The 24830-nt window shown below is 59.5% G+C and carries 20 protein-coding genes; 17 read left to right on the top strand and 3 right to left on the bottom strand.

Features of this window, described 5'->3' with window-relative positions; translation table 11 throughout:
• Positions 1 to 105: 105 nt before the first annotated feature.
• From nuoG to dnaE, 15 genes are all read left to right on the top strand, one after another.
• On the top strand, positions 106 to 2187 hold the full coding sequence (gene nuoG, locus ACQZ5N_RS01275) for an NADH-quinone oxidoreductase subunit NuoG (RefSeq protein WP_448731856.1): 2082 nt from the start codon (positions 106 to 108) through the stop codon (positions 2185 to 2187).
• A gap of 13 nt (positions 2188 to 2200) precedes the next feature.
• Positions 2201 to 3247, top strand: a complete 1047-nt coding sequence (gene nuoH, locus ACQZ5N_RS01280) for an NADH-quinone oxidoreductase subunit NuoH (protein ID WP_003521518.1) — start codon at positions 2201 to 2203, stop codon at positions 3245 to 3247.
• A 36-nt stretch (positions 3248 to 3283) separates the two neighbouring features.
• The gene (gene nuoI, locus ACQZ5N_RS01285; protein ID WP_003496449.1) at positions 3284 to 3775 is read left to right on the top strand and encodes an NADH-quinone oxidoreductase subunit NuoI; all 492 of its coding nucleotides are present in this window, start codon (positions 3284 to 3286) and stop codon (positions 3773 to 3775) included.
• A gap of 136 nt (positions 3776 to 3911) precedes the next feature.
• Complete coding sequence (locus ACQZ5N_RS01290) at positions 3912 to 4526, top strand: NADH-quinone oxidoreductase subunit J (protein ID WP_003521517.1); 615 nt, start codon at positions 3912 to 3914, stop codon at positions 4524 to 4526.
• Positions 4527 to 4554: 28 nt separating this feature from the next.
• Complete coding sequence (nuoK, locus tag ACQZ5N_RS01295) at positions 4555 to 4863, top strand: NADH-quinone oxidoreductase subunit NuoK (RefSeq protein WP_448731857.1); 309 nt, start codon at positions 4555 to 4557, stop codon at positions 4861 to 4863.
• A 7-nt stretch (positions 4864 to 4870) separates the two neighbouring features.
• A complete protein-coding gene (gene nuoL / locus ACQZ5N_RS01300; RefSeq protein WP_035261474.1) occupies positions 4871 to 6868 on the top strand; it encodes an NADH-quinone oxidoreductase subunit L in 1998 nt (665 codons plus the stop codon).
• Positions 6868 to 8379 carry an NADH-quinone oxidoreductase subunit M gene (locus tag ACQZ5N_RS01305; protein WP_059762564.1) on the top strand — a complete coding sequence of 504 codons (1512 nt, stop codon included), beginning with the start codon at positions 6868 to 6870 and terminating at the stop codon, positions 8377 to 8379. Before nuoL ends, ACQZ5N_RS01305 begins: the two co-directional genes overlap by 1 nt.
• An 18-nt stretch (positions 8380 to 8397) precedes the next feature.
• Entirely contained in the window at positions 8398 to 9840 is a 1443-nt protein-coding gene (gene nuoN / locus ACQZ5N_RS01310) for an NADH-quinone oxidoreductase subunit NuoN (protein WP_003521512.1), read from the top strand.
• A 26-nt stretch (positions 9841 to 9866) separates the two neighbouring features.
• Complete coding sequence (locus ACQZ5N_RS01315) at positions 9867 to 10607, top strand: biotin--[acetyl-CoA-carboxylase] ligase (RefSeq protein ID WP_035262833.1); 741 nt, start codon at positions 9867 to 9869, stop codon at positions 10605 to 10607.
• A 203-nt stretch (positions 10608 to 10810) separates the two neighbouring features.
• Positions 10811 to 12478, top strand: a complete 1668-nt coding sequence (locus ACQZ5N_RS01320; RefSeq protein ID WP_448731858.1) for a ribonuclease J — start codon at positions 10811 to 10813, stop codon at positions 12476 to 12478.
• Positions 12479 to 12611: 133 nt separating this feature from the next.
• On the top strand, positions 12612 to 12917 hold the full coding sequence (locus tag ACQZ5N_RS01325) for a DUF1467 family protein (RefSeq protein ID WP_448731859.1): 306 nt from the start codon (positions 12612 to 12614) through the stop codon (positions 12915 to 12917).
• A gap of 655 nt (positions 12918 to 13572) precedes the next feature.
• Positions 13573 to 14895, top strand: coding sequence for a proline--tRNA ligase (gene proS / locus ACQZ5N_RS01330; RefSeq protein WP_448731860.1), 1323 nt, complete (start codon positions 13573 to 13575; stop codon positions 14893 to 14895).
• A 124-nt stretch (positions 14896 to 15019) separates the two neighbouring features.
• Positions 15020 to 16327 (top strand): lipoprotein-releasing ABC transporter permease subunit, encoded by a 1308-nt coding sequence (locus ACQZ5N_RS01335; RefSeq protein WP_003521507.1) that lies wholly within the window; start codon positions 15020 to 15022, stop codon positions 16325 to 16327.
• A gap of 15 nt (positions 16328 to 16342) precedes the next feature.
• Positions 16343 to 17026: an ABC transporter ATP-binding protein gene (locus ACQZ5N_RS01340; protein ID WP_003521506.1), complete on the top strand. Its 684-nt coding sequence runs from the start codon at positions 16343 to 16345 to the stop codon at positions 17024 to 17026.
• A 538-nt stretch (positions 17027 to 17564) separates the two neighbouring features.
• Positions 17565 to 21065, top strand: a complete 3501-nt coding sequence (dnaE, locus tag ACQZ5N_RS01345; protein WP_035262828.1) for a DNA polymerase III subunit alpha — start codon at positions 17565 to 17567, stop codon at positions 21063 to 21065.
• Positions 21066 to 21087: 22 nt separating this feature from the next.
• On the opposite strand, the gene ACQZ5N_RS01350 is transcribed toward dnaE, so the two are convergent.
• Both ACQZ5N_RS01350 and ACQZ5N_RS01355 read right to left on the bottom strand, forming a co-directional pair.
• Positions 21088 to 22326, bottom strand: a complete 1239-nt coding sequence (locus ACQZ5N_RS01350; RefSeq protein ID WP_448731861.1) for a L,D-transpeptidase family protein — start codon at positions 22324 to 22326, stop codon at positions 21088 to 21090.
• 169 nt (positions 22327 to 22495) lie between these two features.
• Positions 22496 to 23779, bottom strand: coding sequence for a DNA polymerase IV (locus ACQZ5N_RS01355; RefSeq protein WP_448731862.1), 1284 nt, complete (start codon positions 23777 to 23779; stop codon positions 22496 to 22498).
• Positions 23780 to 23958: 179 nt separating this feature from the next.
• On the opposite strand from ACQZ5N_RS01355, the gene ACQZ5N_RS01360 reads away from it, so the two are divergent.
• Together ACQZ5N_RS01360 and ACQZ5N_RS01365 are read left to right on the top strand one after the other, a co-directional pair.
• A complete protein-coding gene (locus ACQZ5N_RS01360) occupies positions 23959 to 24246 on the top strand; it encodes a BrnT family toxin (RefSeq protein ID WP_448731863.1) in 288 nt (95 codons plus the stop codon).
• On the top strand, positions 24212 to 24472 hold the full coding sequence (locus tag ACQZ5N_RS01365) for a BrnA antitoxin family protein (RefSeq protein ID WP_448731864.1): 261 nt from the start codon (positions 24212 to 24214) through the stop codon (positions 24470 to 24472). Before ACQZ5N_RS01360 ends, ACQZ5N_RS01365 begins: the two co-directional genes overlap by 35 nt.
• 21 nt (positions 24473 to 24493) lie before the next feature.
• On the opposite strand, the gene ACQZ5N_RS01370 is transcribed toward ACQZ5N_RS01365, so the two are convergent.
• Entirely contained in the window at positions 24494 to 24802 is a 309-nt protein-coding gene (locus ACQZ5N_RS01370; protein WP_003521499.1) for a DUF3572 domain-containing protein, read from the bottom strand.
• Positions 24803 to 24830 lie beyond the last annotated feature (28 nt).

The following is a 24830-nucleotide window of genomic DNA, read 5'->3' on the forward strand; positions in this document are numbered from 1 at the left end:
ACCATGAAGCGTCTGGCAGACGATACGAGTGCCGGGCGTGATTAAGGATTTGTTGCGGACCGTGTGAGACATGGGACGAACAGGCAACAGGACGTAAGTAGGACCATGGCAAAGCTCAAGGTTGACGGTAAAGAGATCGAGGTTCCGGATCATTTCACGCTGTTGCAGGCGTGCGAGGAGGCTGGTGCCGAAGTTCCGCGCTTTTGTTTTCATGAGCGCTTGTCGGTCGCGGGTAACTGCCGCATGTGTCTCATCGAGGTGAAGGGCGGACCGCCCAAGCCTGCCGCTTCCTGCGCCATGGGCGTTCGCGACGTTCGCGGCGGCCCCAACGGCGAATTGCCGGAAATCTTCACCAACACGCCGATGGTCAAGAAGGCCCGCGAAGGCGTGATGGAATTCCTGCTCATCAACCACCCGCTGGATTGCCCGATCTGCGACCAGGGCGGCGAATGCGACCTGCAGGACCAGGCCATGGCCTTCGGTATTGCCGGTTCGCGTTATGCGGAAAACAAGCGCGCGGTTGAAGACAAATATATCGGTCCGCTCGTCAAGACGGTGATGAACCGCTGCATCCACTGCACGCGCTGCGTCCGTTTCACCACGGAAGTGGCCGGCATTGCCGAACTTGGCCTCATCGGCCGCGGCGAAGATGCAGAAATCACCACCTATCTCGAGCAGGCGATGACCTCGGAGCTGCAGGGCAACGTCGTTGATCTCTGCCCGGTCGGCGCGCTCACCTCCAAGCCTTTCGCCTTCACCGCCCGTCCGTGGGAACTGAACAAGACCGAAACCATCGACGTGATGGACTCGCTCGGTTCGGCCATCCGCGTCGACACCCGTGGCCGCGAAGTCATGCGCGTCATGCCGCGCGTCAACGAGGCGATCAACGAAGAGTGGATTTCCGACAAGAGCCGCTTCATCTGGGATGGCCTGAAGACACAGCGCCTCGACCGCCCTTACGTCCGCAAGGATGGCCGTCTGCAGCCCGCGAGCTGGGGTGAAGCCTTCGGTGCGATCAAGCAGGCGGTTGCCGCGACCAACGGCCAAAAGATCGGCGCGATTGCCGGCGATCTGGCCTCCGTTGAAGAAATGTTCGCGCTGAAGTCGCTTCTGGCGTCGCTCGGTTCGGCCAATGTCGATTGCCGTCAGGATGGCGCTGCACTCGATCCGTCGCTCGGCCGTGCAAGCTACCTGTTCAACTCCACCATCGAAGGTATCGAACAGGCCGACGCCCTGCTGATCGTTGGTTCCAATCCGCGTTACGAAGCGGCCGTGCTCAACGCCCGCATCCGCAAGCGCTGGCGTCGCGGCGGTTTCCCGATCGGCGTGATCGGTGAAGCCGGCGAACTGCGCTACAACTACGAATATCTCGGTTCCGGCGCTGAAACGCTGTCCGATCTGGCCAATGGCTCGCACAGCTTCCTCGACAAGCTGAAATCCGCCAAGAACCCGCTAATCATCATCGGTCAGGGTGCGCTGGCGCGTGCCGATGGCGCAGCCGTGCTCGCCGCTGCTGCAAAGCTTGCCGTTTCGGTCGGCGCTGTCAATGAAGAGTGGAACGGCTTCTCCGTCCTGCACACCGCCGCTGCCCGCGTTGGCGGTCTCGATATCGGCTTCGTGCCGGGCGAGGGCGGTGTTGCCGCCGCTGAAATGGTTGCGTCCATGGACGTTCTCTTCCTGCTCGGCGCCGATGAACTCGACCTGTCGAACAAGGGCGCCAAGTTCACCGTCTATATCGGCAGCCATGGCGATCAGGGCGCGATGAACGCCGACGTCATCCTTCCGGGTGCGGCCTATACCGAAAAATCCGGTATCTGGGTCAACACCGAAGGCCGCGTGCAGGTGGGCAACCGCGCCGGTTTCGCACCGGGCGAAGCCCGCGAAGACTGGGCGATCCTGCGTGCGCTTTCCGATGTTCTCGGCAAGAAGCTGCCGTTCGATTCGCTGTCGGCGCTCCGCGGCCAGCTCTATGTCGCGCATCCGCATCTTGCGGAAACAGACGAGATCGTCGCCGGCAAGGCCACGGATATCGAAGCGCTGGCTGCCAAGACCGGCTCGCTCAACAAGTCGGCGTTTGCCTCGCCGGTTAAAGACTTTTATTTGACGAACCCGATTGCGCGCGCATCCGCCGTCATGGCCGAGTGTTCCGCATTGGCCCGCAACAATTTCCAGGCTGCGGCAGAGTAAGGGTAGGGGATTTATGGAACAGTTTTTCTGGAGCTACGTCTGGCCCGCGCTGATCATGGTCGGCCAGTCCCTGCTGCTTCTCGTTTGCCTTCTGGTGTCCATCGCGTTCCTGCTGCTTGCCGACCGCAAGGTCTGGGCGGCGGTACAGCTGCGCCGCGGTCCGAACGTCGTTGGTCCCTTCGGTCTCTTCCAGTCCTTCGCCGACCTGTTGAAGTTCATTCTGAAGGAGCCTGTCATTCCGGCCGGCGCCAATAAGGCCGTTTTCCTTCTGGCGCCGCTGGTCGCCGTGACGCTGGCTCTCGCCACCTATGCCGTCATTCCCTTCAATGAGGGCTGGGTCGTCGCCAATATCAATGTCGGCATCCTCTATATCTTCGCGATTTCCTCGCTTGAAGTTTACGGCATCATCATGGGCGGCTGGGCTTCGAACTCGAAGTACCCGTTCCTCGGCGCGCTGCGTTCTGCCGCGCAGATGGTGTCTTACGAAGTGTCGATCGGCCTCGTCATCGTCACCGTTCTGCTCTGCGTCGGTTCGTTGAACCTGACGGACATCGTGCTTGCCCAGAAGACCGGCCTCGGCACCATGCTCGGCCTGCCGGCCTCGTTCCTCGACTGGCACTGGCTGTCGTTGTTCCCGATGTTCATCGTGTTCTTCATTTCGGGCCTTGCCGAAACCAACCGTCCGCCCTTCGACCTTCCGGAAGCGGAATCGGAACTGGTCGCCGGTCACATGGTCGAATATGGCTCCACGCCTTACATGATGTTCATGCTCGGCGAATATGCTGCGATCGTGCTGATCTGCTGCCTGACGACGATCCTGTTCATGGGCGGCTGGCTGCCGATCGTGGATGTGTGGTTCCTGAACTGGGTTCCGGGCATTGTCTGGTTCGCGCTGAAGGGCTGCATGGTCTTCTTCATGATCGCGCTGACCAAGGCTTTCGTTCCGCGTTACCGTTATGACCAGCTCATGCGTCTCGGCTGGAAGGTGTTCCTGCCGCTGTCGCTCGCCATGGTCGTTATTGTTGCATTCGTATTGAAGCTGACGGGGTGGGCCGGTTGATGTCCGTACTCCTCGCTCAGAAATCTGGAGACTGAGATGGCAAGCCTCTCCCAAGCCGTCAATTCACTGTTCCTCAAGGAGTTCGTGGGCGCGATCCTGCTCACGATGCGCCACTTCTTCAAGCAGAAGGCGACGGTAAACTATCCTTTCGAAAAGGGCCCGGTCTCTCCGCGTTTCCGTGGCGAGCACGCGCTGCGCCGTTATCCGAACGGTGAAGAGCGCTGCATCGCCTGCAAGCTGTGTGAAGCGATCTGTCCCGCTCAGGCGATCACCATCGAAGCCGGCCCGCGCCGCAATGACGGCACCCGCCGCACGGTGCGTTACGATATCGACATGGTGAAGTGCATCTATTGCGGTTTCTGCCAGGAAGCCTGCCCGGTGGATGCCATCGTCGAAGGCCCGAACTTCGAATTCGCGACGGAAACCCGCGAGGAGCTTTATTTCGACAAGCAGAAGCTTCTCGACAATGGCGACCGCTGGGAGCGTGAAATCGCACGCAACCTCGCACTGGATGCGCCTTACCGTTAAGGCGCAACCGTCTTTCCGGGGGAAACCCCGGAGAGCGATGAAAAGTAAAATGCCTGCGCGGTTTTCGCCGGCGGGGACGAAACGGGTGAGGGGCCTTCGAGCCATCTTTGCCCGATGAGGACAAGAAGGCACCAACATGGGTCTGCACGCTGTATTCTTTTATATATTCGCTTTCGTCGCCGTGGCGTCTGCGTTCATGGTCATCGCATCGAAGAACCCTGTTCATTCGGTGCTGTTTCTGATTTTGACCTTCTTCAACGCAGCCGCGCTGTTCCTGCTGACGGGCGCCGAGTTCCTCGGCATGATCCTGCTGGTGGTTTATGTCGGCGCCGTGGCGGTGCTCTTCCTCTTCGTCGTCATGATGCTGGATGTGGATTTTGCAGAGCTTCGCTCGGGCGTGCTGCAATATGCCCCGGTCGGCGCGCTGATCGGTGTCATCCTGGCGGCGGAACTGATCGTCGTGGTCGGCGGCAGCATGCTGAACCCGATTGCGGCCAAGTCCATCACCATGCCGATCCCGCCTGTCACCGAACGCACCAATACGGCCGCACTCGGCGACGTGCTCTATACAAATTACGTCTACTTCTTCCAGCTCGCCGGCCTCGTGCTGCTGGTGGCCATGATCGGCGCCATCGTGCTGACGCTGCGTCATCGCACCGACATCAAGCGGCAGGATATCTCCACGCAGGTCGGCCGCGACCCGAAGACCGCCGTTACCACGGTCAAGGTCAAGCCGGGCCAGGGCATCTGAGGCGCGAACGGATCCAAGGAAACAGAACATGGAAATCGGTCTTTCCCACTACCTGACGGTCAGCGCGATCCTCTTCACGATCGGCGTCTTCGGCATCTTCCTCAACCGGAAGAACGTCATCGTCATCCTCATGTCGATCGAACTCATCCTGCTTGCGGTCAACATCAACATGGTGGCCTTCTCGGCCTTCCTGAACGATGTCGTCGGCCAGGTCTTCGCTTTGTTCATTCTGACCGTCGCAGCCGCTGAAGCGGCCATCGGTCTTGCAATACTCGTTGTCTTCTACCGCAACCGCGGATCGATCGCCGTCGAAGACGTCAATATGATGAAGGGCTGATAAGGCTATGATCTACAAGGCTATCGTCTTTCTTCCACTGATCGGCTTCCTGATCGCCGGCCTGTTCGGCCGCTCCATCGGCGCCAAGGCTTCGGAATATGTCACCACCGGTCTGATGATCGTGGTCGCCATCCTGTCGTGGATCGTGTTCTTCACCGTCGCGCTCGCCCATGGCGAGCCGGGCGAGGTAATCAAGGTTACTGTTTTGCGCTGGATCCAGTCCGGCGGCATCGACGTCGAATGGGCCTTCCGCATCGACACGCTGACGGCCGTCATGTTCGTCGTCGTCAACACGGTTTCGACGTTGGTGCATCTCTATTCGATCGGATACATGCACCACGATCCGCATCGTCCGCGTTTCTTCGCCTATCTGTCGCTCTTCACCTTCGCCATGCTGATGCTGGTGACCTCCGACAACCTGCTGCAGATGTTCTTCGGCTGGGAAGGCGTGGGTCTGGCGTCCTATCTGCTGATCGGCTTCTGGTTCAAGAAGCCGTCCGCATCGGCTGCCGCCATGAAGGCCTTCATCGTCAACCGCGTCGGTGACTTCGGCTTCATTCTCGGCATTGGCGGCGTGTTCGTGCTGTTCGGCTCGATCAATTTCGAAACGATCTTCGCTGCCGCTGCGACCTATCTGCCGGCTGAAGGCGCTGCCTCCTCGGAAACCGTCATCAACCTGTTCGGCATGCAGCTGGACAAGGCCAATGCGATGACGGGCGTGTGCCTGCTGCTCTTCATGGGCGCGATGGGTAAATCGGCGCAGTTCCTGCTGCACACCTGGCTGCCGGACGCGATGGAAGGCCCGACCCCGGTGTCTGCCCTCATTCACGCCGCAACCATGGTCACCGCCGGCGTCTTCCTCGTCGCCCGCATGTCGCCGCTGTTCGAACTGTCTCATGATGCGCTCACCGTCGTGACGCTGATCGGCGCGATCACCGCCTTCTTCGCGGCAACCGTCGGCCTCGTGCAGAACGACATCAAGCGCGTCATCGCCTATTCGACCTGCTCGCAGCTCGGTTACATGTTCGTGGCGCTCGGCGTCGGCGCTTATGGCGCTGCCGTGTTCCACCTCTTCACGCACGCCTTCTTCAAGGCCCTGCTGTTCTTGTGCGCCGGCTCGGTCATCCATGCCGTCGATGGCGAGCAGGACATGCGTTACATGGGTGGCCTGCGCAAGCATATCCCCATCACCTTCTGGACCATGACCGTCGGCACGCTGGCGCTGACCGGCGTTGGTATTCCGGGCACGATGATCGGTTTTGCCGGCTTCTTCTCGAAGGACGTCATCATCGAATCCGCTTACGCGTCCCATTCGGTTCTCTCCGGCGTCGCCTTCACGCTGCTGGTCATCGCGGCCCTGTTCACCAGCTTCTACTCCTGGCGTCTGGCCTTCATGACCTTCTTCGGCAAGCCGCGCGCTTCGGCCGACGTCATGCACCATGTGCATGAATCGCCGATGGTCATGCTGATCCCGCTCTTCATCCTCACCGTCGGTGCGATCTTCGCCGGTGTGGCCTTCGAAGGTTATTTCTTCGGTCATGAATATGCCGAATTCTGGAAGGGCGCTCTGTTCACGCTTCCGGAAAACGAGATCCTCGAGGAATTCCACCACGTGCCGCTGTGGGTGAAGTGGAGCCCGTTCTTCGCCATGGCGCTTGGTTTCGTGACCGCCTGGTACATGTACATCAAGTCGCCGGAGACGCCGAAGCGTCTGGCCGAGACCCATCGTGGCCTCTACCAGTTCCTCTTGAACAAGTGGTACTTCGACGAACTCTACGACTTCCTCTTCGTTCGTTCCGCAAAGGCGCTCGGCCGCTTCCTGTGGAAGAAGGGCGACGTCGCCGTCATCGACCACTATGGACCGAACGGCATTGCAGCGCGTGTGGTTGACGTGACCAACCGCATGGTCCGCCTGCAATCCGGTTACCTCTATCATTATGCCTTTGCGATGCTGATCGGCATCGCGGCGCTTGTCACCTGGATGATGCTCGGGAGTGCCCTCTGATGACCGATTGGCCTATTCTTTCAACGGTCACCTTTCTGCCGCTCGTCGGCGTGGTGCTCCTGCTTCTGACGAATGAGAACGGCCCCTATGGTCGCCGCAACATTCTCAACGTCTCGCTGCTGACGACCGTTTTCACCTTCCTGGTGTCGCTGTTCGTCTGGATCGGTTTCGACAATTCGAACCCCGGTTTCCAGATGGTGGAAAAACACGCCTGGTTCGGCAACATCGCCGCCTATCATCTGGGCGTCGACGGCATCTCCATGCTGTTCGTCATCCTCACCACCTTCCTCATGCCCTTCTGCGTGCTGGCAAGCTGGGATTCGATCGAGAAGCGCGTCAAGGAATACATGATCGCCTTCCTGCTCTTGGAAGTCGTCATGGTCGGCGTCTTCGTGGCGCTGGATACGGTTCTCTTCTACGTCTTCTTCGAAGCGACGCTGATCCCGATGTTCATCATCATCGGCGTCTGGGGCGGAAAGGATCGCGTTTACGCATCTTACAAGTTCTTCCTCTACACGCTGCTCGGCTCGGTTCTGACTATGCTCGCCATCATGGCCATGTACTGGCAGGCCGGCACGACCGACATGACGGAACTGTTGAAATACGGCTTCCCGGCCGGCATGCAGACCTGGCTCTGGCTTGCCTGTTTCGCGGCCTTCTCGGTCAAGATGCCGATGTGGCCGGTACACACCTGGCTGCCGGATGCCCACGTTCAGGCGCCGACCGCAGGCTCCGTCATCCTTGCTGGCGTCATGCTGAAGCTCGGCGGTTACGGTTTCATCCGCTTCTCCCTGTCGATGTTCCCCTTGGCGTCTGATTATTTCGCTCCCTTCGTTTTCACGCTGTCGGTTCTCGCCATCATCTACACCTCGCTGGTCGCGATGATGCAGGACGACATCAAGAAGCTGATCGCCTATTCTTCCGTCGCCCACATGGGTTACGTGACCATGGGCATCTTCGCCGCCAACGTTCAGGGCGTGCAGGGCGCAATCTTCCAGATGCTGTCGCACGGCATCGTCTCGGGCGCGCTCTTCCTTTGCGTCGGCGTTGTCTACGACCGCCTGCATACCCGCGAGATCGCGGCCTATGGTGGCCTCGTCAACAACATGCCGAAATATGCCGTCGCCTTCATGATCTTCACCATGGCCAATGTCGGTCTGCCCGGCACTTCCGGCTTTGTCGGTGAATTTCTGACGCTGATCGGCGTCTTCCGCGCCAACACGCTGGTCGCGCTGTTTGCGGCAACCGGCGTCATCCTCTCGGCCGCTTATGCGCTGTGGCTTTACCGCCGCGTGATCTTCGGTGCGCTGGAGAAGGAAAGCCTGAAGTCGATGCTCGATCTGTCGACCCGCGAAAAGGTCATCCTTTATCCGCTGGTTGTGCTGACGATCTTCTTCGGCGTCTATCCGGCGCCGGTGTTCGATGCGACAGCCGCATCGGTCGATCTTCTGGTAAACAACTATACGGCTGCATTGCAGGCGGCGCAAAATGTTGCGCTCTCTATGAATTGACGACAGGACCCGTTGGACATGACCGCTGAAATCCTTTTTGCCAGTCTGCACATTGCGACGCCCGAGCTGATCCTTGCGGTCGGCGCGCTGGCGCTGCTCATGATTGGCGTCTTCTCGGGCGACAAGTCGACAACGACGGTCACCGGCCTTGCCGTTGCCCTCCTGCTCGTCGTCGGTCTCTGGATCATCTTTGCCCCCGCTTCGGGCGTGGCCTTCGGCGGTGTCTATATCGCCGATGCCTTCGGCAACTTCATGAAGGTACTGGCGCTGATCGGCTCCATCACCGCCATGATCCTCGCCGTCGGTCAGGGACGTTTCGAACCCATCGGCCGTTTCGAATATCCGGTACTGCTGGTTCTTGCGACCCTCGGCATCCTGCTGATGATCTCGGCCAACAACCTGATCTCGCTCTACATGGCGCTGGAATTGCAGTCGCTGGCGCTCTATGTCGTCTGCGCCATCAACCGTGAAAGCCTGCGCTCCACGGAAGCGGGCCTGAAGTATTTCGTGCTCGGCGCGCTGTCTTCCGGCATGCTGCTTTATGGCATGTCGCTGGTCTACGGCTTCACCGGCAATACCGGCTTCACCGAAATCGCCCAGGTTCTGGCCTCGGAAACCCGTTCGCTCGGTCTGGTCTTCGGCCTGGTCTTCGTTCTCGCCGGTCTCGCCTTCAAGATTTCGGCCGTGCCGTTCCACATGTGGACGCCGGACGTTTATGAAGGTGCGCCGACCCCGGTAACGGCGTTCCTGTCGGCTGCGCCGAAGATCGGCGCCATGGCGATCCTCGTTCGCATCGTCATCGAGGCGTTCCAGCCGGTCTTCGCCGACTGGCAGCAGATCGTTGTGTTCATCTCCATCGCCTCCATGCTGCTCGGCTCCTTTGCCGCAATCGGCCAGAAGAACATCAAGCGCCTGATGGCTTATTCCTCCATCGGTCACATGGGTTATGCGCTGGTCGGTCTCGCTGCGGGCACCGAAGCCGGTGTGGCTGGCGTCATTCTCTACATGACCGTTTACATGGTCATGACGCTCGGCACCTTCGCCTGCATTCTCTCCATGCGCCGCAAGGAAATCGGCAATGTCGAGACTGTCGAAGATCTGGCCGGTCTTTCGTCCTCCAACCCCTTCATGGCGGTTGTGCTGACGATCCTGATGTTCTCGCTTGCCGGTATCCCGCCGCTCGCCGGCTTCTTCGGCAAGTATTACGTCTTCCTTGCAGCCATCGAGGCGAAGCTCTATCCGCTCGCCATCATCGGTGTGATCGGCTCGGTTGTCGGCGCCTATTATTATATCCGCGTCGTCAAGGTCATGTGGTTCGATGAAGCCAAGGACAAATTCGAGCGTCCCGCCGGCGAACTCAAGGTCGTTTACGCGCTTTCCGGCCTGTTCGTTGTCGCCTTCATCGTCTTCGGCGGTGCACTCGGCAACGCGGTGACCGTTGCGGCGAAGACCTTCTTTTGAGCAGCACGCACAAGCATACGGGCCGGATGTCCATCGATGACTTCCGGCACGAGGCGATGGCGGAAACGCCATCGACCAATCTGGAATGTTTCGCCCAGGCAAGGGCGGGCGATGGCGGCAATCTGTGGATCACCGCCATCCGCCAGACTGGCGGACGCGGCCGTCGCGGCCGTCCATGGGTTTCCGAACCCGGCAATCTTTACGCCTCGCTTCTTCTGATCGATCCCGCTCCGATGGATCGCATAGGGTCTCTGCCGCTTGCCTTCGCGCTGGCTGTTTATCGCGCCATCCGCGCGGTGCTGCCGACGGGTGGTGAGCCGCTCGAAATCAAATGGCCGAACGACGTTCTGATCGGACGCCGCAAGACCTGCGGCATTCTGATGGAGGCGGAGCTGCTGCCGGATGGCCGACGCGCCATCGTCATCGGCATCGGCATCAATATCGCCCATAAGCCGGAAAATCCGCTTTATCCCGTCACCATGCTCTCCGAACATGGGGCGTCCTGCTCGCCCGACGAATTGTTCGCCCATCTTTTCCGCGAGACGGCGGAGGTGCTGGGGGATTGGGACGAGGGCAGGGGCGTTGCCGGCATCATGGCTGGCTGGCGTGCCGCCGCCTGCGGTATCGGCGAACATATCACCGTCAATTTTCCGGACCGTTCGATTGGCGGGCGTTTCGTCGGGATTGATGATAATGGTTATCTGCTGCTGGATGAGGATGAGGGCGCAAGGCGCTCGATTGCCGCCGGCGACGTGTTTTTCGGATGAGGTGAACGGCGCGACCCGAAGGCCCGCGCCGAACCGCTTTCGACGGGTTGGAGCTTTCCTGCGGCTCATGAAAAGCAGGGTGACAAACCGGTTCCGCATCGGCCCGGTCGATCAGATGGTTCAACAGGTCCGATGCTTAAGAGCGCGGCGGGCGCGGCCAATTGCCGTCGCCTGCGTGCTTTCGTGAATGGATAAGAAAAATAATGGCTAAACAGGACGAACTGGTCTTTGTGCCGCTTGGCGGCGTGGGTGAAATCGGCATGAATCTGGCGCTTTACGGCTACGGGCCGGAAAGCAAGCGCCAATGGATCATGGTGGATTGCGGCGTGACCTTCGCCGGCCCGGATCTGCCGGGCGTCGATCTGGTGCTGCCCGACATCAGCTATATCGTCGAGCAGAAAAAGAACCTCAAGGGCATCATCATCACCCACGCCCATGAGGACCATTACGGCGCGCTGAACGATCTGTGGCCCGGCCTCAATGTGCCGGTCTATGCCTCGCCCTTCACCGCCGGCATGCTGGAAGCCAAGCGCGCCTATGAGGGCACGCGCGCCGAAATTCCGGTGACGATCTTCAAGGCGGGCGACCGCATCAATGTCGGTCCGTTCGAAATCGAGGCTGTCGGCGTCAACCACTCCATTCCGGAGCCGATGTCGTTGGTCATCCGCACGCCGCTCGGCAATGTCATCCACACCGGTGACTGGAAAATCGACGAAGCCCCGTCGCTCGGTCCGTTGACGGATGAGGCCCGCTTCCGCGCCATCGGCGAAGAGGGCGTGCTGGCGCTGATGTGCGACAGCACCAATTCGGTGCGCGATGGCGTGTCGCCCTCGGAACACGAGGTTTCCGAAGGCCTGCGGCAGATCATCGAAAATGCCGAGGGTCGTGTGGCCGTCACCACCTTCTCCTCCAATGTCGGTCGCATCCGCTCGATTGCGCAGGCCGCGGAAGCAGCCGGCCGCGAGGTGCTGCTGCTCGGCTCGTCGCTGAAGCGCGTCGTCAACGTCTCGCAGGATCTCGGCATCATGGAAGGCATCAAGCCGTTCCTCGCCGAAGACGAATATGGCTATATTCCGCGCGACCGGGTGGTGCTGATCCTGACCGGTTCGCAGGGCGAGCCGCGCGCCGCACTCGCCAAGCTTTCGCGTGACGAGATGCGCAATGTGGCGCTGGCTTCCGGCGATACGGTGGTGTTCTCATCGCGCGCCATCCCCGGCAATGAGAAGGCGATCATAGACATCAAGAACGGCCTCATCGAGCAGGGCGTCCATATCGTCACCGACAATGAGGCGCTGGTGCATGTCTCCGGCCATCCGCGCCGCAATGAACTTCTAAAGATGTACGAATGGACGAAGCCGCAGATCGTCGTGCCCGTCCATGGCGAGGCGGCGCATCTGGTGGCGCAGAAGGAACTGGCCGAACAGGCCGGCATCTCGCAGGTGCCGAAGGTGCGCAACGGCAATGTTCTGCGCCTTGCGCCGGGTCCTGCGGAAGTCATCGACGACGTGCCGCATGGCCGCGTCTTCAAGGATGGCAATCTCGTCGGCGATATGGACGAGATGGGCATCAGCAACCGCCGCAAGCTGTCCTTCGCCGGCCATGTGGCTGTCAATGTCGTGCTGGATAGCCGTTACGATTTCCTCGGCGATCCCGATGTGGTGCCCTTCGGTCTGCCGGAATTCGATGACGAGGACGAGGCGATGGAAGACACGCTTTATGACGCCGTGCTCGGCGCCGTCGAAAGCATTCCGCGCGCCCGCCGCAAGGATCTGGATTTGCTGCGCGAAGCGGTGCGCCGCGCCGTGCGCGCCGCCGCCAACCAGAGCTGGGGCAAGAAGCCGATCGTGACGGTTTTTGTAACCAAGGTCTGAGCCGGGAGCTTACCGGCAATCGGCCGGGGCGTCTGTCTCTTTCCCGATGATTTCAGGGCCGTGCCGCAAAGCGCGGCCCTTCTGTTTTTCTTTTAGGGTTTCTTGCGGAGAAGTGATTCCGATCCGCGGATGAATGCGTTACAAGAAGCCCATTGTGCAGGAGCATCACATGCCGCTTCTTTCGGCCTTCGCCGTTTATTTCATCGTCTGGTGGACGGTGCTTTTCATCGTGCTGCCAATTGGCCTGCGCACTCAGGATGAGGAGGGCGATGTGGCGCTGGGCACGGTCGCCAGTGCGCCATCAAGGTTCAAGGGCGGGCGGATCGTTTTGTGGACGACCGTGATCTCGGCCCTGATCTGTGGGCTGTGGTACGGCGGAACCTGGTGGTTCGGTGTCAGCCTCGATGACCTGCCGAGAATTATTCCCGTTTTCGATTGAAAAGCTGCGCAGGTGATCGCCGTTCGCGCGCATCTGCGCACTCAGACTGGCGGTGAGCCCATGGTCGCGGCAGTTTCCGGCGGATATGACCGGGATTCTGTCATATGGATGTCATATCTCTCGTGCACACAGCAAGAACGTGCTCAGTGCCTGATTCACCGCCATAATTTTACCGGAATATAGCGGCGGGGCGGGGTTATTTGCATGGAAGCAAAAAAAAACAAGGCCTTTCAGCCTTGTTTTCCAGGTTTCGCGTGATCTGTAACCGTTGCCGGGGCTGCGAACGAGCGCGCCTAAGATCTGATCCTCCCAAGACTGACCGCGAAAATGACAAGAATTTAAACTTCTTGCCTCTTTTGTAAGCTAAAGCTAGCTCAAACCCCCATGCTTGTCATCTCATTTTTTGCATATTTGTTACAGTCGGCAAAAAATTCTCCGTGGTGCAATTTGTCGCACCGGATCAAGAATAATATTCCGATCAAAGCGTTTTGACGCGAATTAGCTATCGCGAAAATACCGCAAAATCGCCTTTAACGCTCTTTTCATGGCGGGTTTTCATCTTGGCCGGAAACGGCTATATCCGGCGCCAATATCCCTCTATTCGGGGCGATTCCCGCGCCTTTGCGCGCTGTCGTCCGCATCAATGGAAGCCGTCATGCGTCTCAGCCGTTATTTCATGCCCATCCTGAAGGAAAACCCCAAGGAAGCGGAGATCGTCTCCCACCGCCTCATGCTGCGCGCCGGCATGATCCGGCAGCAATCGGCTGGCATCTATTCCTGGCTGCCGCTCGGCAAGCGCGTGCTGGACAAGGTGAACAAGATCATCCGCCAGGAGCAGGATCGCTCGGGCGCCATCGAGCTTCTGATGCCGACGCTGCAATCGGCCGAGATCTGGCAGGAAAGCGGCCGTTACGATGACTACGGCAAGGAAATGCTGCGCATCAAGGACCGTCAGGACCGCCAGATGCTCTACGGCCCCACCAATGAGGAGATGATTACCGACATCTTCCGTTCCTATGTGAAGTCCTACAAGAACCTGCCGCTGAACCTCTACCATATCCAGCTCAAGTTCCGCGACGAGGTGCGTCCGCGTTTCGGCACCATGCGTTCGCGTGAGTTCCTGATGAAGGATGCCTATTCCTTCGACCTGACCAAGGAAGACGCGATCCATTCCTATAACAAGATGTTCGTGGCTTACCTGCGCACGTTCGAGCGCCTTGGCCTGCGCGCCATTCCGATGCGTGCCGATACCGGCCCGATTGGCGGCAATCACAGCCATGAATTCATCATTCTGGCCGATACCGGCGAATCCGAAGTCTTCTGCCACAAGAGCTTCCTCGACCGCGCCATTCCCGCCGAAAACACCGATTTCGACGATGTCGCAGCCCTGCAGGGCGTATTCGACGAGTGGACGGCCGATTATGCCGCCACGTCCGAAATGCATGACGAAGCCGCTTATAACGCCATTCCCGATGGCGAGCGCCTTTCTGCGCGCGGTATCGAAGTCGGCCACATCTTCTATTTCGGCACCAAATATTCCGAGCCGATGGGCGCGAAAGTGCAGGGTAAGGATGGCAAGGAACACCCTGTCCACATGGGTTCCTATGGTATCGGGCCGACACGCCTTGTTCCCGCCATCATTGAAGCATCGCATGATGAGAACGGAATCATCTGGCCGGCCTCGGTCGCTCCCTTCGATGTCGTGATCATCAACATGAAGGCTGGCGATGCTGCCTGTGATGCGGCTTGCGAAAAGCTGTATTACTCGCTCTCCAACGCCGGCAAGGATGTTCTTTACGACGACACGGACGACCGTGCGGGCCAGAAATTCGCCACCGCCGACCTGATCGGCGTGCCGCTGCAGATCATCGTCGGCCCGCGTTCGGTCGCGAATGGTGAAGTCGAAGTGAAGGATCGCAAGACCGGCGAGCGGGAGACCGTGACGATCGAGGCGGCGATGAACAGGGTGCTCGGCTAAGAGCGAGTGGGAGACGGAGCGGCTTCACCCGAAGTCCGCTCCGGTTTCGTAACGCAGATGCCGCAGAAATTTGGGCCGGTTTTCGGAAAAGACCGGCCTTGCAGTTTGAGATCAGGGAGACGACATGGCACAAGCCGAGGCTGACAAGGGTGCGGCTGTTTCCGCCGGGGCAAAGACTGCCCGGCCGTTTTCCGCTTTTGAACGCATGGTGGCCTGGCGTTATCTGCGGTCGCGGCGCAAGGAAGCGTTCATTTCCGTCATCGCCGGTTTCTCCTTCGTCGGCATCATGCTGGGCGTGGCGACGCTCATCATCGTCATGGCGGTGATGAACGGGTTCCGCACCGAGCTCATTTCGCGCATTCTCGGCATTAACGGCCATATGATCGTGCAGCCTATCGACCAGCCCTTCAATAATTATGATGAGCTGGCGAAGAAGTTTGCCGCCGTTCCCGGCGTCACCATGGCCCTTCCGCTGGTGGAAGGCCAGACGCTCGCCTCCGGCCGCGGCGGTGCGGGTTCCGGTGCGCTGGTGCGCGGCGTGCGCCAGGAGGATATCGACAAGGTCAAGGAAGTCGCCACCAACATCAAGACCGGCGATCTGGTTGGCTTCATGGCCGGAGATGGCGTTCTCGTCGGCTCAAGGCTCGCCGCCCAGCTCGGCGTAACGGCCGGCGACGATATTACCCTCATTTCCCCGGAAGGCGACGTGACGCCGATGGGCGTCAATCCGCGTGTCAAATCCTACAAGATATCCGGGGTCTTCGAGATCGGGATGTCGGAATATGACGCCTCGATGATCTATATGCCGCTGTCCGAAGCCCAGCTTTATTTCAATGCCGAAGGCCTCGTGCAATCCATCGAGCTTTATGTCAGCCGCCCCGACGATGTCGACGGAATCCGCCCGCTGGTGGAGCAGGCCGCCGAACGGCAGATTTATATCACCGACTGGAGACAGCGGAACCAGACCTTCTTCTCCGCCCTGCAGGTGGAAAGAAACGTGATGTTCATGATCCTCACCCTCATCGTTCTGGTGGCGGCGCTGAACATCATTTCCGGCCTCATCATGCTGGTGAAGGACAAGGGCAGCGATATCGCCATTCTGCGCACCATGGGCGCAAGCTCCGGCTCCGTGATGCGCATCTTCTTCATGACCGGGGCGGCCATCGGCATGGTCGGCACCTTTGCCGGCGTGGCGCTCGGCGTCATCGTCTGCCTCAATGTGGAATCCATTCGGCAGTTCTTCTCCTGGATATCCGGCACGGTGCTGTTTGACCCGCAGCTTTATTTCCTGAGCCAGCTTCCGGCCGAAATGGATATCAGCGAGACCATTTCCGTTGTCATCATGGCGCTGACGCTCTCTTTCCTGGCAACGATCTTTCCAGCATGGCGGGCTTCCAAGCTCGATCCGGTGCAGGCCCTGCGTTACGAATAAGGACCGCTTCGCAATATGGCAAAAAAAACAGTGCTGCGGCTTACTGGCGTCGAGAGAACCTATGGTCAGGGCGAGACGTCGCTTTCCATTCTGCGCAAGGCTGATTTCGAATTGAAGAGCGGCGAGATGGTGGCGCTGGTCGCTCCTTCGGGCACCGGCAAATCCACGCTGCTGCATCTGGCGGGACTTCTCGAACATCCAGATGCCGGCGAGGTCTATATCAACGGTGCACCCTGCAATGACCTGCCGGATGAAACGCGAACCGCGATCCGCCGCAGCGATATCGGTTTTGTCTACCAGTTCCATCATCTCCTGCCGGAATTCTCGGCCGTGGAAAATGTGATGATGCCGCAGCTCATCGCCGGTCTGACACAGGCCGAAGCCCACAAGCGCGCCAGCGCGCTGCTCGACTATATGCGCGTGGGGCATCGCGGTGAGCACCGCCCGGCAGAACTCTCCGGCGGTGAACAACAGCGTGTCGCCATCGCCCGCGCCGTCGCCAACGCGCCGCTACTGTTGCTCGCCGATGAGCCGACCGGTAATCTCGATCCGGAAACAGCGCATTATGTTTTCGACGCGCTGGAGGCGCTGGTACGCCAATCCGGCCTTGCGGCGCTGATCGCCACCCACAATCATGAACTCGCCGCCCGCATGGACCGGCGTGTGACGCTGGCCGACGGCAAGATCGTCGATTTCTGAACTGATGCGCGAGGCAAGACCCTCGTGCGTCAATCTTTCCATAGCACTCGAAATGATCGCTCCGCAATTGGGGTGAATGACGGCTCCACGACGGATTGCATCAAGCTGGCGAGTCGGTCCGTTCGGTGCACTCCAGAGAACGCCTGTTCTCCAAATTTGAATTTTTTCCGAACCCGGTGGTGTTTTTACCTCCGGGTTTTTTCGTTTTGGAGTCAGTGGCTTGTTGTTCTCCATGCGGGAACCGAAGGCGATTCTGCGGCATTAGCAAGGGGAATATCAGCAAAACCCTGTTGACAATCGAACAAAATGAGAACAAAGTTGGAACATAACGAGTAAGGAGAGACCAATGACTGATTTCATCCGTGACGTTGCCGCTTTTGCCTCCATCGCTGTCTTCGTAGCCAGCTTTTCGGTGATCCTCACCGCCCTGTGAAGGGCACGCCGGCGCAGAAACCTGTATGGACGCCGTAAAGCGGTGGACTTTGAGCGCCGGAAATCGGAAAATCGCCCCCTCGATTCAGAATGACAGGATGATGATATGGGCGATGCGGTTGTGCGTGGAGAGACCTCTGGCGAAACGCTGAAAACTCCCGGTTTCGTCCATTTGCGGGTTCATTCCGCCTATTCCCTGCTTGAGGGGGCCTTGCCCCTCAAGAAAATCATGTCCAAGGCCGTCGCCGATGGCCAGCCTGCCATTGCCATTACAGATACCAACAACCTCTTTGTCGCGCTGGAATTTTCCGAAAAGGCGCGCGACGAAGGTTTGCAGCCCATCATCGGCTGCCAGCTGTCGATCGACATGCAGGATGCGGCGGAGGACCGCCGCAACCATAACAGCCACCTTCAGAAACTTCCCGCCATAGTGCTCCTTGCCGCCAATGCCGAAGGTTACGAGCGGTTGGTGGATATCGTCAGCCGCGCCTATCTGGAAGGCGAGGGCAGCGGCCATTCCGTGCATATTACCCGTGCATGGCTGGAGGAAGCCTCCAATGCCGGCCTGATCGCGCTGACAGGCGCCTCCGGCGGTCCGGTGGATATGGCCTTGAAGGAAGGTCACGCTGCCCAGGCGAAGGAACGGCTGCTGACGCTGAAGTCACTCTTCGGTGATAGGCTTTATATCGAATTGCAGCGCCAGTCCGGTTATGACCGTTCCCATGAGCGGCGCATGATTGGCCTTGCTTATGACCATGATATTCCGCTGGTTGCCACCAACGAAGCGTTTTTCCCTTCCAAGGCCGACTATGAGGCGCATGATGCACTGATGGCGGTGGCGCATAACGCCATCGTCTCCGATGACAGCCGGTTCCGGCTCACGCCCGATCATTACCTCAAAAGTCGACAGGAAATGGCGGCGCTGTTTGCCGATCTTCCCGAGGCGCTGGAAAACACCGTCGAGATCGCGCTGCGCTGCTCCTATGTGCTGAAGAAGCGCGGGCCGATCCTGCCGCGTTTCACCGGCGCCAGCGACGACCCGGAGGCGGCGGAACACGCCGAAGCCGAAGAACTTCGCCGGCAGGCGGTGGAGGGGCTGGATCAGCGGCTGGCGGCGCTCGGCATGGCGGCTGGCTATACCGAGCAGGATTATCGCGACAGGCTGGATTTTGAACTCGGCGTCATCTCGCGCATGAAGTTCCCCGGCTACTTCCTGATCGTTGCCGACTTCATCAAATGGGCCAAGCAGCACGATATTCCGGTCGGGCCGGGCCGTGGTTCGGGTGCGGGCTCGCTTGTCGCTTATGCGCTGACGATTACCGACGTCGATCCTCTGCGCTTCTCGCTGCTGTTCGAACGCTTCCTCAATCCCGAACGCGTTTCGATGCCCGACTTCGATATCGACTTTTGTCAGGATCGTCGCGAAGAGGTGATCCGTTACGTGCAGGCCAAATATGGCCGCGAGCAGGTGGCGCAGATCATCACCTTCGGTTCGCTGCAGGCGCGCGCGGCCTTGCGCGACGTCGGCCGCGTGCTGGAAATGCCCTATGGGCAGGTGGACAAGATCTGCAAGCTGGTGCCCAACAACCCGGCCAACCCGACACCCCTCTCGAAAGCGATCGAGGAAGAGCCGCGCCTGCAGGAAGAGGCGGACAAGGAGCCGGTCGTCGCTCGCCTCCTGGATATCGCCCAGAAGATCGAGGGGCTTTACCGCCACGCTTCCACCCACGCCGCCGGTATCGTCATCGGTGATCGCCCGCTGTCGAAGCTGGTGCCGATGTATCGCGATCCGCGCTCGGATATGCCGGTCACCCAGTTCAACATGAAATGGGTGGAAAGCGCCGGCCTCGTCAAATTCGACTTCCTCGGCCTGAAGACGCTGACGGTGCTGAAGGTCGCCGTCGATTTCGTTGCCAAGCGCGGCATCAAGGTCGATCTCGCGGCGATTCCGCTGGATGACGCCAAAACCTACGAGATGCTCTCGCGCGGCGAAACCATCGGCGTGTTCCAGGTGGAAAGTGCCGGCATGCGCAAGGCGCTGATCGGCATGCGCCCGGACTGCATCGAGGACATCATCGCGCTGGTGGCGCTTTATCGCCCCGGCCCGATGGAAAACATCCCGGTCTATAATGCCCGCAAACATGGCGAGGAGGAGCTGGAATCGATCCATCCGACCATCGACCATCTGCTCAAGGAAACGCAGGGCGTTATCGTTTATCAGGAACAGGTGATGCAGATCGCCCAGGTCCTCTCCGGTTATTCGCTCGGCGAAGCCGATCTTCTGCGCCGCGCCATGGGCAAGAAGATCAAGGAGGAGATGGACAAGCAGCGCGAGCGTTTCGTCGACGGCGCCATCGAGAACGGCGTCTCGAAGCCGCAGGCCAACACCATCTTCGACCTTCTCGCGAAATTCGCCAATTACGGCTTCAACAAGAGCCACGCCGCCGCCTACGCCATCGTGTCCTACCAGACCGCCTATATGAAGGCGCATTATCCGGTGGAGTTCCTGGCGGCCTCCATGACTCTCGATATGGCGAACACGGAAAAGCTCAACGATTTCCGCCAGGATGCCGGCCGCCTTGGTATCGAGGTCGTCGCACCTTCGGTGCAGACGTCGTTCCGGCAATTCGAGACGGGCGAGAACCGCATCTATTATTCGCTCGCCGCCATCAAGGGCGTGGGCGAGGGGGCGGTGGAACACATCGTCCAGGTACGCGACGGCAAGCCGTTCACGAGCCTTGAGGATTTCTGCCTGCGCATCGATCCCAAGCAGATCAACCGGCGTGTACTGGAAAGCCTGATCAATGCGGGCGCTTTCGATTGTTTCGGCCGCGACCGCGCCGAATTGATCGGCGGGCTGGACCGCATCATCGGTTATGCGCAGATGGCGCAGAACAACCGCACCATTGGACAATCGGACATGTTTGGCTCCGGTGGTGGAAGCGGCCCGGAAAAGCTCATCCTTCCCGCCTTCCAGCCGTGGCTTGCCTCCGAAAAGCTGCTGCGCGAGTATCAGGTGCTCGGTTTTTACCTCACCGCCCATCCGCTCGATACCTACCGCCCCGTGCTGGAAAAGCTGCGGGTGCAGAATTTCGCAGATTTTTCCGCCGCGGTGAAACAGGGCGCGACTGCCGGGCGTCTGGCCGGCACAGTGACCGGCAAGCAGGAGCGCAAGACCCGCACCGGCAACAAGATGGGCATCGTCACCTTCTCGGACGCGTCGGGCCAATATGAGGCGGTGCTGTTTTCCGAAGGGCTCGGCCAGTTCCGCGATCTGCTCGAGGTCGGTAAATCGCTGGTCATCACCGTGCAGGCGGAAGAGCGTCCGGAAGGCATCGGTCTGCGTATCCAGACGGCGCAGTCGCTGGAAGAGAAATCCGTGCAGATGCAGAAGGCGTTGCGTGTTTATGTGCGCGATTCCGGCCCGCTGAAAACGGTGGCCCGCCACCTCAATACGAAAGGCGATGGCTCGGTCTATTTCATCGTCATCAAGGATGAGGGTAGCCGCGAGATCGAGGTGGAGTTGACGGAGAAATATCGCATCTCGCCGGAAATCGCCGCTGCGCTGCGGTCCGCACCCGGTGTCGTGGATGTGGAACTGGTGTGAGGCTTGAGGCCTCACCCGCCGCTCATACCGGCCCTTCTTTGGTCACGGTGATAAAGTCCGTTCCAGTGCCTGTCTCCAGCTGGTGACTGATATCGGAAACGGTGATCGAGCTGCCGCTTGAAAGCTCCTGCTCGATCCGGCTGCGTATTTCCGTCGGAATTTCGAGGCGGCCGAGTACGGCGCTCAATTGATCGAAACCGCCCGGCGCTTCGGTAACGGAGATGCCGAGCCGCTTGCGGGCCGCCGCCGGCAGATGGTTTTCCAGCGTCACGCCGTTCCATTCGGCGGTTCCGGCGGCTCGATCCACGGACACGGCTTCGAAGAAATGGGTTCCGAGCGCGACTTCCGGGTCCTTGATGTCGATGGCTGCTTCGAACAGCGGCTTGAAATCCTGCCGCACCATGATCTGGCCGGTCGGCGGGTGGTCTTCACCGGCGGAGGCATAAAGCGCCGTCACGAAGGCGTCGGTCAGGAGCGGGCCGGTGGTTTTCAGCCCCTTCCAGCGCTTGAAACCATTGACGGCGCTGATCGTCATCTCCCCGGCATAACCATCGGCTGAACCGGCATCGAAGCCGAGGTGGGTCAGAACGGTCTGAATATCCATCACCTTTTCCCGCTCGCCGCGCCGGGTGATGAGAATGCGCAGGGGCGATGGCTCCCTGGTCTTCGCCGCCGGCTTGAGGGCCTGGGTCTTTTCATTGACGGCAACCTCGACCGTCCCCAAAGCCGCATCGAAAGTCGCCGGGCGCAATTCCACATCCGAAAGAAGCAGCTTGCCGTCGTCGGCATCGTCACGCGGCTGAAACAGCGCCGGATGCTGCACAAAGCGCAGCGAGACCGGCCGGTCGGTGATGATGACATGCACGCCGGTTTTGGTATCTCCGAAGAGAGACTTGGCGAATTTGGACGGCAGGCGCACGCAGCCATGCGAGGCCGGATAGTTCGGCACCTTGCCTTCGTGCAGCGCGATGCCGGACCATGTCAGCCGCTGCATGAAGGGCATGGGCGCGGCCGAGTAGATATTCGACTCGTGGTATTTGCGCTTTTCCAGAATCGAGAAGATGCCGCTCGGTGTCTCATGTCCGGCCTTGCCGGTGGAGACTTTCGAGGTGGCTACGATTTCGCCGTTCTCATAAAGTGCGAGCGACTGGTCGCTTTTCGATACCAGTATCTGCAGGGACCTGCTGTCAGCGGCAAGCGCCGGAAAGGCAAGAATGCTGGCCGACAGCATGCCGGCCATAAGACGGAGGCGGAGGGACATGACGCAATACACCACATGTACAAAACTTGCCTCACTCAATCATGCGAAGTTTAATGAAGTTTAAGGACCGATCATCCGCAACATCACTAATTTGTGTAAAATCTAAAATATATCCGTCGCGAGGCGGCCAGGACAGGATTGCGCGACCTGTCGCACAACCCCGCAACTGTTATTTGCGCGTCCCGAACGTATAGCCCGTCTCGACGCTGCCCTTGCCGAACTTGTCGCGCAGCTTGTCCATCGCCGCTTCCGCCGCAGCCCGGCGCCCCGCCTGCTTGTCGACGAGATCGGGCGGATCGGCCAGACCCGCATCGCGCAGATCGCTGACGCCGATACCGATGAGGCGAAACCTGGTGCCGTCCGTTTCCTTTTCCAGCAGCGAAAGGCCGGTGCGAAAAATCCGGTCGGCAAGCTGCGTGGGGTCGTCCAGTTTGCGGTTGCGGGTGCGAAGCTTGAAGTCTGCCGTCTTCATCTTCAGCACCACCGTCTGGCCGGCAATGCCGCTCTTTTTCAGCCGCCAGGCAACCTTTTCGGAAAGCGAGCGCAGGATCGGCACCAGATCCTCATGGCGGGAAATATCGTTGAAGAAGGTGGTTTCGGAAGAGACGCTTTTGACGGGGTCGTTATTGTGCACATGCCGCTCGTCAATGCCGCGCGAAAGCCGGAAGAGGCGTTGTCCCATCACGCCATAGCGGCGCATCAGCTCGCTTTCCTCCATTTCCTGCAACTGCGCGATCATGCGGATACCGTCCGCCTCCAGCGTCGCCGCAAAGGCCTTGCCCACGCCCCAGATGGTCGTCACCGGCCGTGCCGCCAGAAAGGACAGCGCCTCCGCTTCGCCGATCACTGAAAAGCCGCGCGGCTTTTGCAGGTCGGACGCGACCTTGGCGAGAAACTTGCAGTAGGAAAGCCCGGCGGAAACGGTCACGCCTACTTCCTTTTCCACGCGCCGGGCGAATTTCGCCAGCACACGGGCCGGTGGATCGTGATGCAGCTTCTCGGTGCCGGAAAGATCGAGAAACGCCTCGTCTATGGAAAGCGGCTGCACGAGCGGCGTCAATTCCTGCATCATCGCCCGGATTTCGCGTCCGACACGGCTGTATTTTTCCATATCCGGCTTGATGACGATGGCGTCAGGACAGGCTTCCAGCGCCTTGAACATGGGCATGGCGGAACGCACGCCGTGAATGCGGGCGATATAACAGGCGGTGGAAACCACCCCGCGCTTGCCGCCGCCAACGATCACAGGCTTGTCGGCCAGTTCCGGATTGTCCCGTTTTTCAACGGAGGCATAAAAAGCGTCGCAGTCGATATGGGCGATGCTCAGATCGTAGAGTTCGGCATGATAAACAAGGCGCGGGCTGCCACAGGCGCGGCAACGCCTCAGCCCTTCTGGCTGGCCGGCCAGACAGTCGCGGCAAAAACCGGGATCATAGGGTTGTGACGTGGACATGGGGCGAAAACAAAACCAGAACGTTGCCGACCATACTCCGGCCGTGGGAACGGCTCAAGGGGCGTTCGCGACAAAGCCCGGATATGAAAACCCCGGTACATGGGAAAACTTGCATATCGTAGAGAAATATTTGATCTTCACCCATATTTGTAGTTACAATTGTAGATGATTTTTTACGCATGTTCGAATGGGATGAAGAGAAAAACCGGTCCAACATCCGAAAGCATGGCGTCGGATTTCAGACGGCGATTCGAATCTTCGAGGGTGCGGTTCTTTCATGGGTCGATGAGCGCGCTTCCTATGGAGAGACGCGCTATCACAGCATAGGGCAGATCGAAGGAATAGTATTTCTGGCGGTCATCCATACCGATCGTGCCGGTAAAACCCGAATCATCTCCGCCCGGCCGGCAAACCGCCGCGAAAGGAAACGTTATGACGAAGAAATACGAAAAAGAACTGAGTCTTGAAGAACTGGCAGCCCTTCCTGACGAGAAGATTAACTACAGCGATATCCCCGAACTGGATGAGCGCTTCTGGGCGAACGCAAAACTCGTGGAGCCGGAAGGGACGCAGCAGATCACGCTGAGGGTCAAGAAGTCCGTCGTCGAGGCTTATAAATCCACCGGCAAGGGATACCAGACACGCATGAATGCGGTGCTGGAATCCTATGCCCGCACATTGCTGAAACGCTGACCGCCTCCGGCTGGCGACCCGTCAATACACGCCTGAATCCAGCCCCGGCCCGGAAAAGTGATGCCAGGCGGCCGCCACTGTTTCGGGGGAAGTATCGGTCGCGGCGCAAAACGCCATGAGGTCCGGTTCATGGCTCATCAGAAAATCGGTGAGGCCGGCAAGAAAGCCGGGATCGTTGACGGCCTGGCGCAGCATATTGGCCTGCAATCCGCTCAGCGCCAGAAAACGCGCCAGCATTTCCGGTTCGTTTGCCAGCCAGCCAAGTATGGCGGCTGCCGTTTCTTGCGGATCCTGGCCGGCATTGCCTTTGTTTTTCGTATCGCGCAGCATTTCTTCCCCGAAGTTACCTATTTTGAAA

It is taken from the genome of Agrobacterium sp. 22-221-1, from assembly GCF_053522445.1.

What these genes read in the sequence shown, in the direction of transcription:
- nuoG (WP_448731856.1), top strand. Translation starts at nt 106, where the DNA reads ATGGCAAAGCTCAAGGTTGACGGTAAAGAGATCGAGGTTCCGGATCAT.
- nuoH (WP_003521518.1), top strand. Translation starts at nt 2,201, where the DNA reads ATGGAACAGTTTTTCTGGAGCTACGTCTGGCCCGCGCTGATCATGGTC.
- nuoI (WP_003496449.1), top strand. Translation starts at nt 3,284, where the DNA reads ATGGCAAGCCTCTCCCAAGCCGTCAATTCACTGTTCCTCAAGGAGTTC.
- ACQZ5N_RS01290 (WP_003521517.1), top strand. Translation starts at nt 3,912, where the DNA reads ATGGGTCTGCACGCTGTATTCTTTTATATATTCGCTTTCGTCGCCGTG.
- nuoK (WP_448731857.1), top strand. Translation starts at nt 4,555, where the DNA reads ATGGAAATCGGTCTTTCCCACTACCTGACGGTCAGCGCGATCCTCTTC.
- nuoL (WP_035261474.1), top strand. Translation starts at nt 4,871, where the DNA reads ATGATCTACAAGGCTATCGTCTTTCTTCCACTGATCGGCTTCCTGATC.
- ACQZ5N_RS01305 (WP_059762564.1), top strand. Translation starts at nt 6,868, where the DNA reads ATGACCGATTGGCCTATTCTTTCAACGGTCACCTTTCTGCCGCTCGTC.
- nuoN (WP_003521512.1), top strand. Translation starts at nt 8,398, where the DNA reads ATGACCGCTGAAATCCTTTTTGCCAGTCTGCACATTGCGACGCCCGAG.
- ACQZ5N_RS01315 (WP_035262833.1), top strand. Translation starts at nt 9,867, where the DNA reads ATGTCCATCGATGACTTCCGGCACGAGGCGATGGCGGAAACGCCATCG.
- ACQZ5N_RS01320 (WP_448731858.1), top strand. Translation starts at nt 10,811, where the DNA reads ATGGCTAAACAGGACGAACTGGTCTTTGTGCCGCTTGGCGGCGTGGGT.
- ACQZ5N_RS01325 (WP_448731859.1), top strand. Translation starts at nt 12,612, where the DNA reads ATGCGTTACAAGAAGCCCATTGTGCAGGAGCATCACATGCCGCTTCTT.
- proS (WP_448731860.1), top strand. Translation starts at nt 13,573, where the DNA reads ATGCGTCTCAGCCGTTATTTCATGCCCATCCTGAAGGAAAACCCCAAG.
- ACQZ5N_RS01335 (WP_003521507.1), top strand. Translation starts at nt 15,020, where the DNA reads ATGGCACAAGCCGAGGCTGACAAGGGTGCGGCTGTTTCCGCCGGGGCA.
- ACQZ5N_RS01340 (WP_003521506.1), top strand. Translation starts at nt 16,343, where the DNA reads ATGGCAAAAAAAACAGTGCTGCGGCTTACTGGCGTCGAGAGAACCTAT.
- dnaE (WP_035262828.1), top strand. Translation starts at nt 17,565, where the DNA reads ATGGGCGATGCGGTTGTGCGTGGAGAGACCTCTGGCGAAACGCTGAAA.
- ACQZ5N_RS01350 (WP_448731861.1), bottom strand. Translation starts at nt 22,326, where the DNA reads ATGTCCCTCCGCCTCCGTCTTATGGCCGGCATGCTGTCGGCCAGCATT.
- ACQZ5N_RS01355 (WP_448731862.1), bottom strand. Translation starts at nt 23,779, where the DNA reads ATGTCCACGTCACAACCCTATGATCCCGGTTTTTGCCGCGACTGTCTG.
- ACQZ5N_RS01360 (WP_448731863.1), top strand. Translation starts at nt 23,959, where the DNA reads ATGTTCGAATGGGATGAAGAGAAAAACCGGTCCAACATCCGAAAGCAT.
- ACQZ5N_RS01365 (WP_448731864.1), top strand. Translation starts at nt 24,212, where the DNA reads ATGACGAAGAAATACGAAAAAGAACTGAGTCTTGAAGAACTGGCAGCC.
- ACQZ5N_RS01370 (WP_003521499.1), bottom strand. Translation starts at nt 24,802, where the DNA reads ATGCTGCGCGATACGAAAAACAAAGGCAATGCCGGCCAGGATCCGCAA.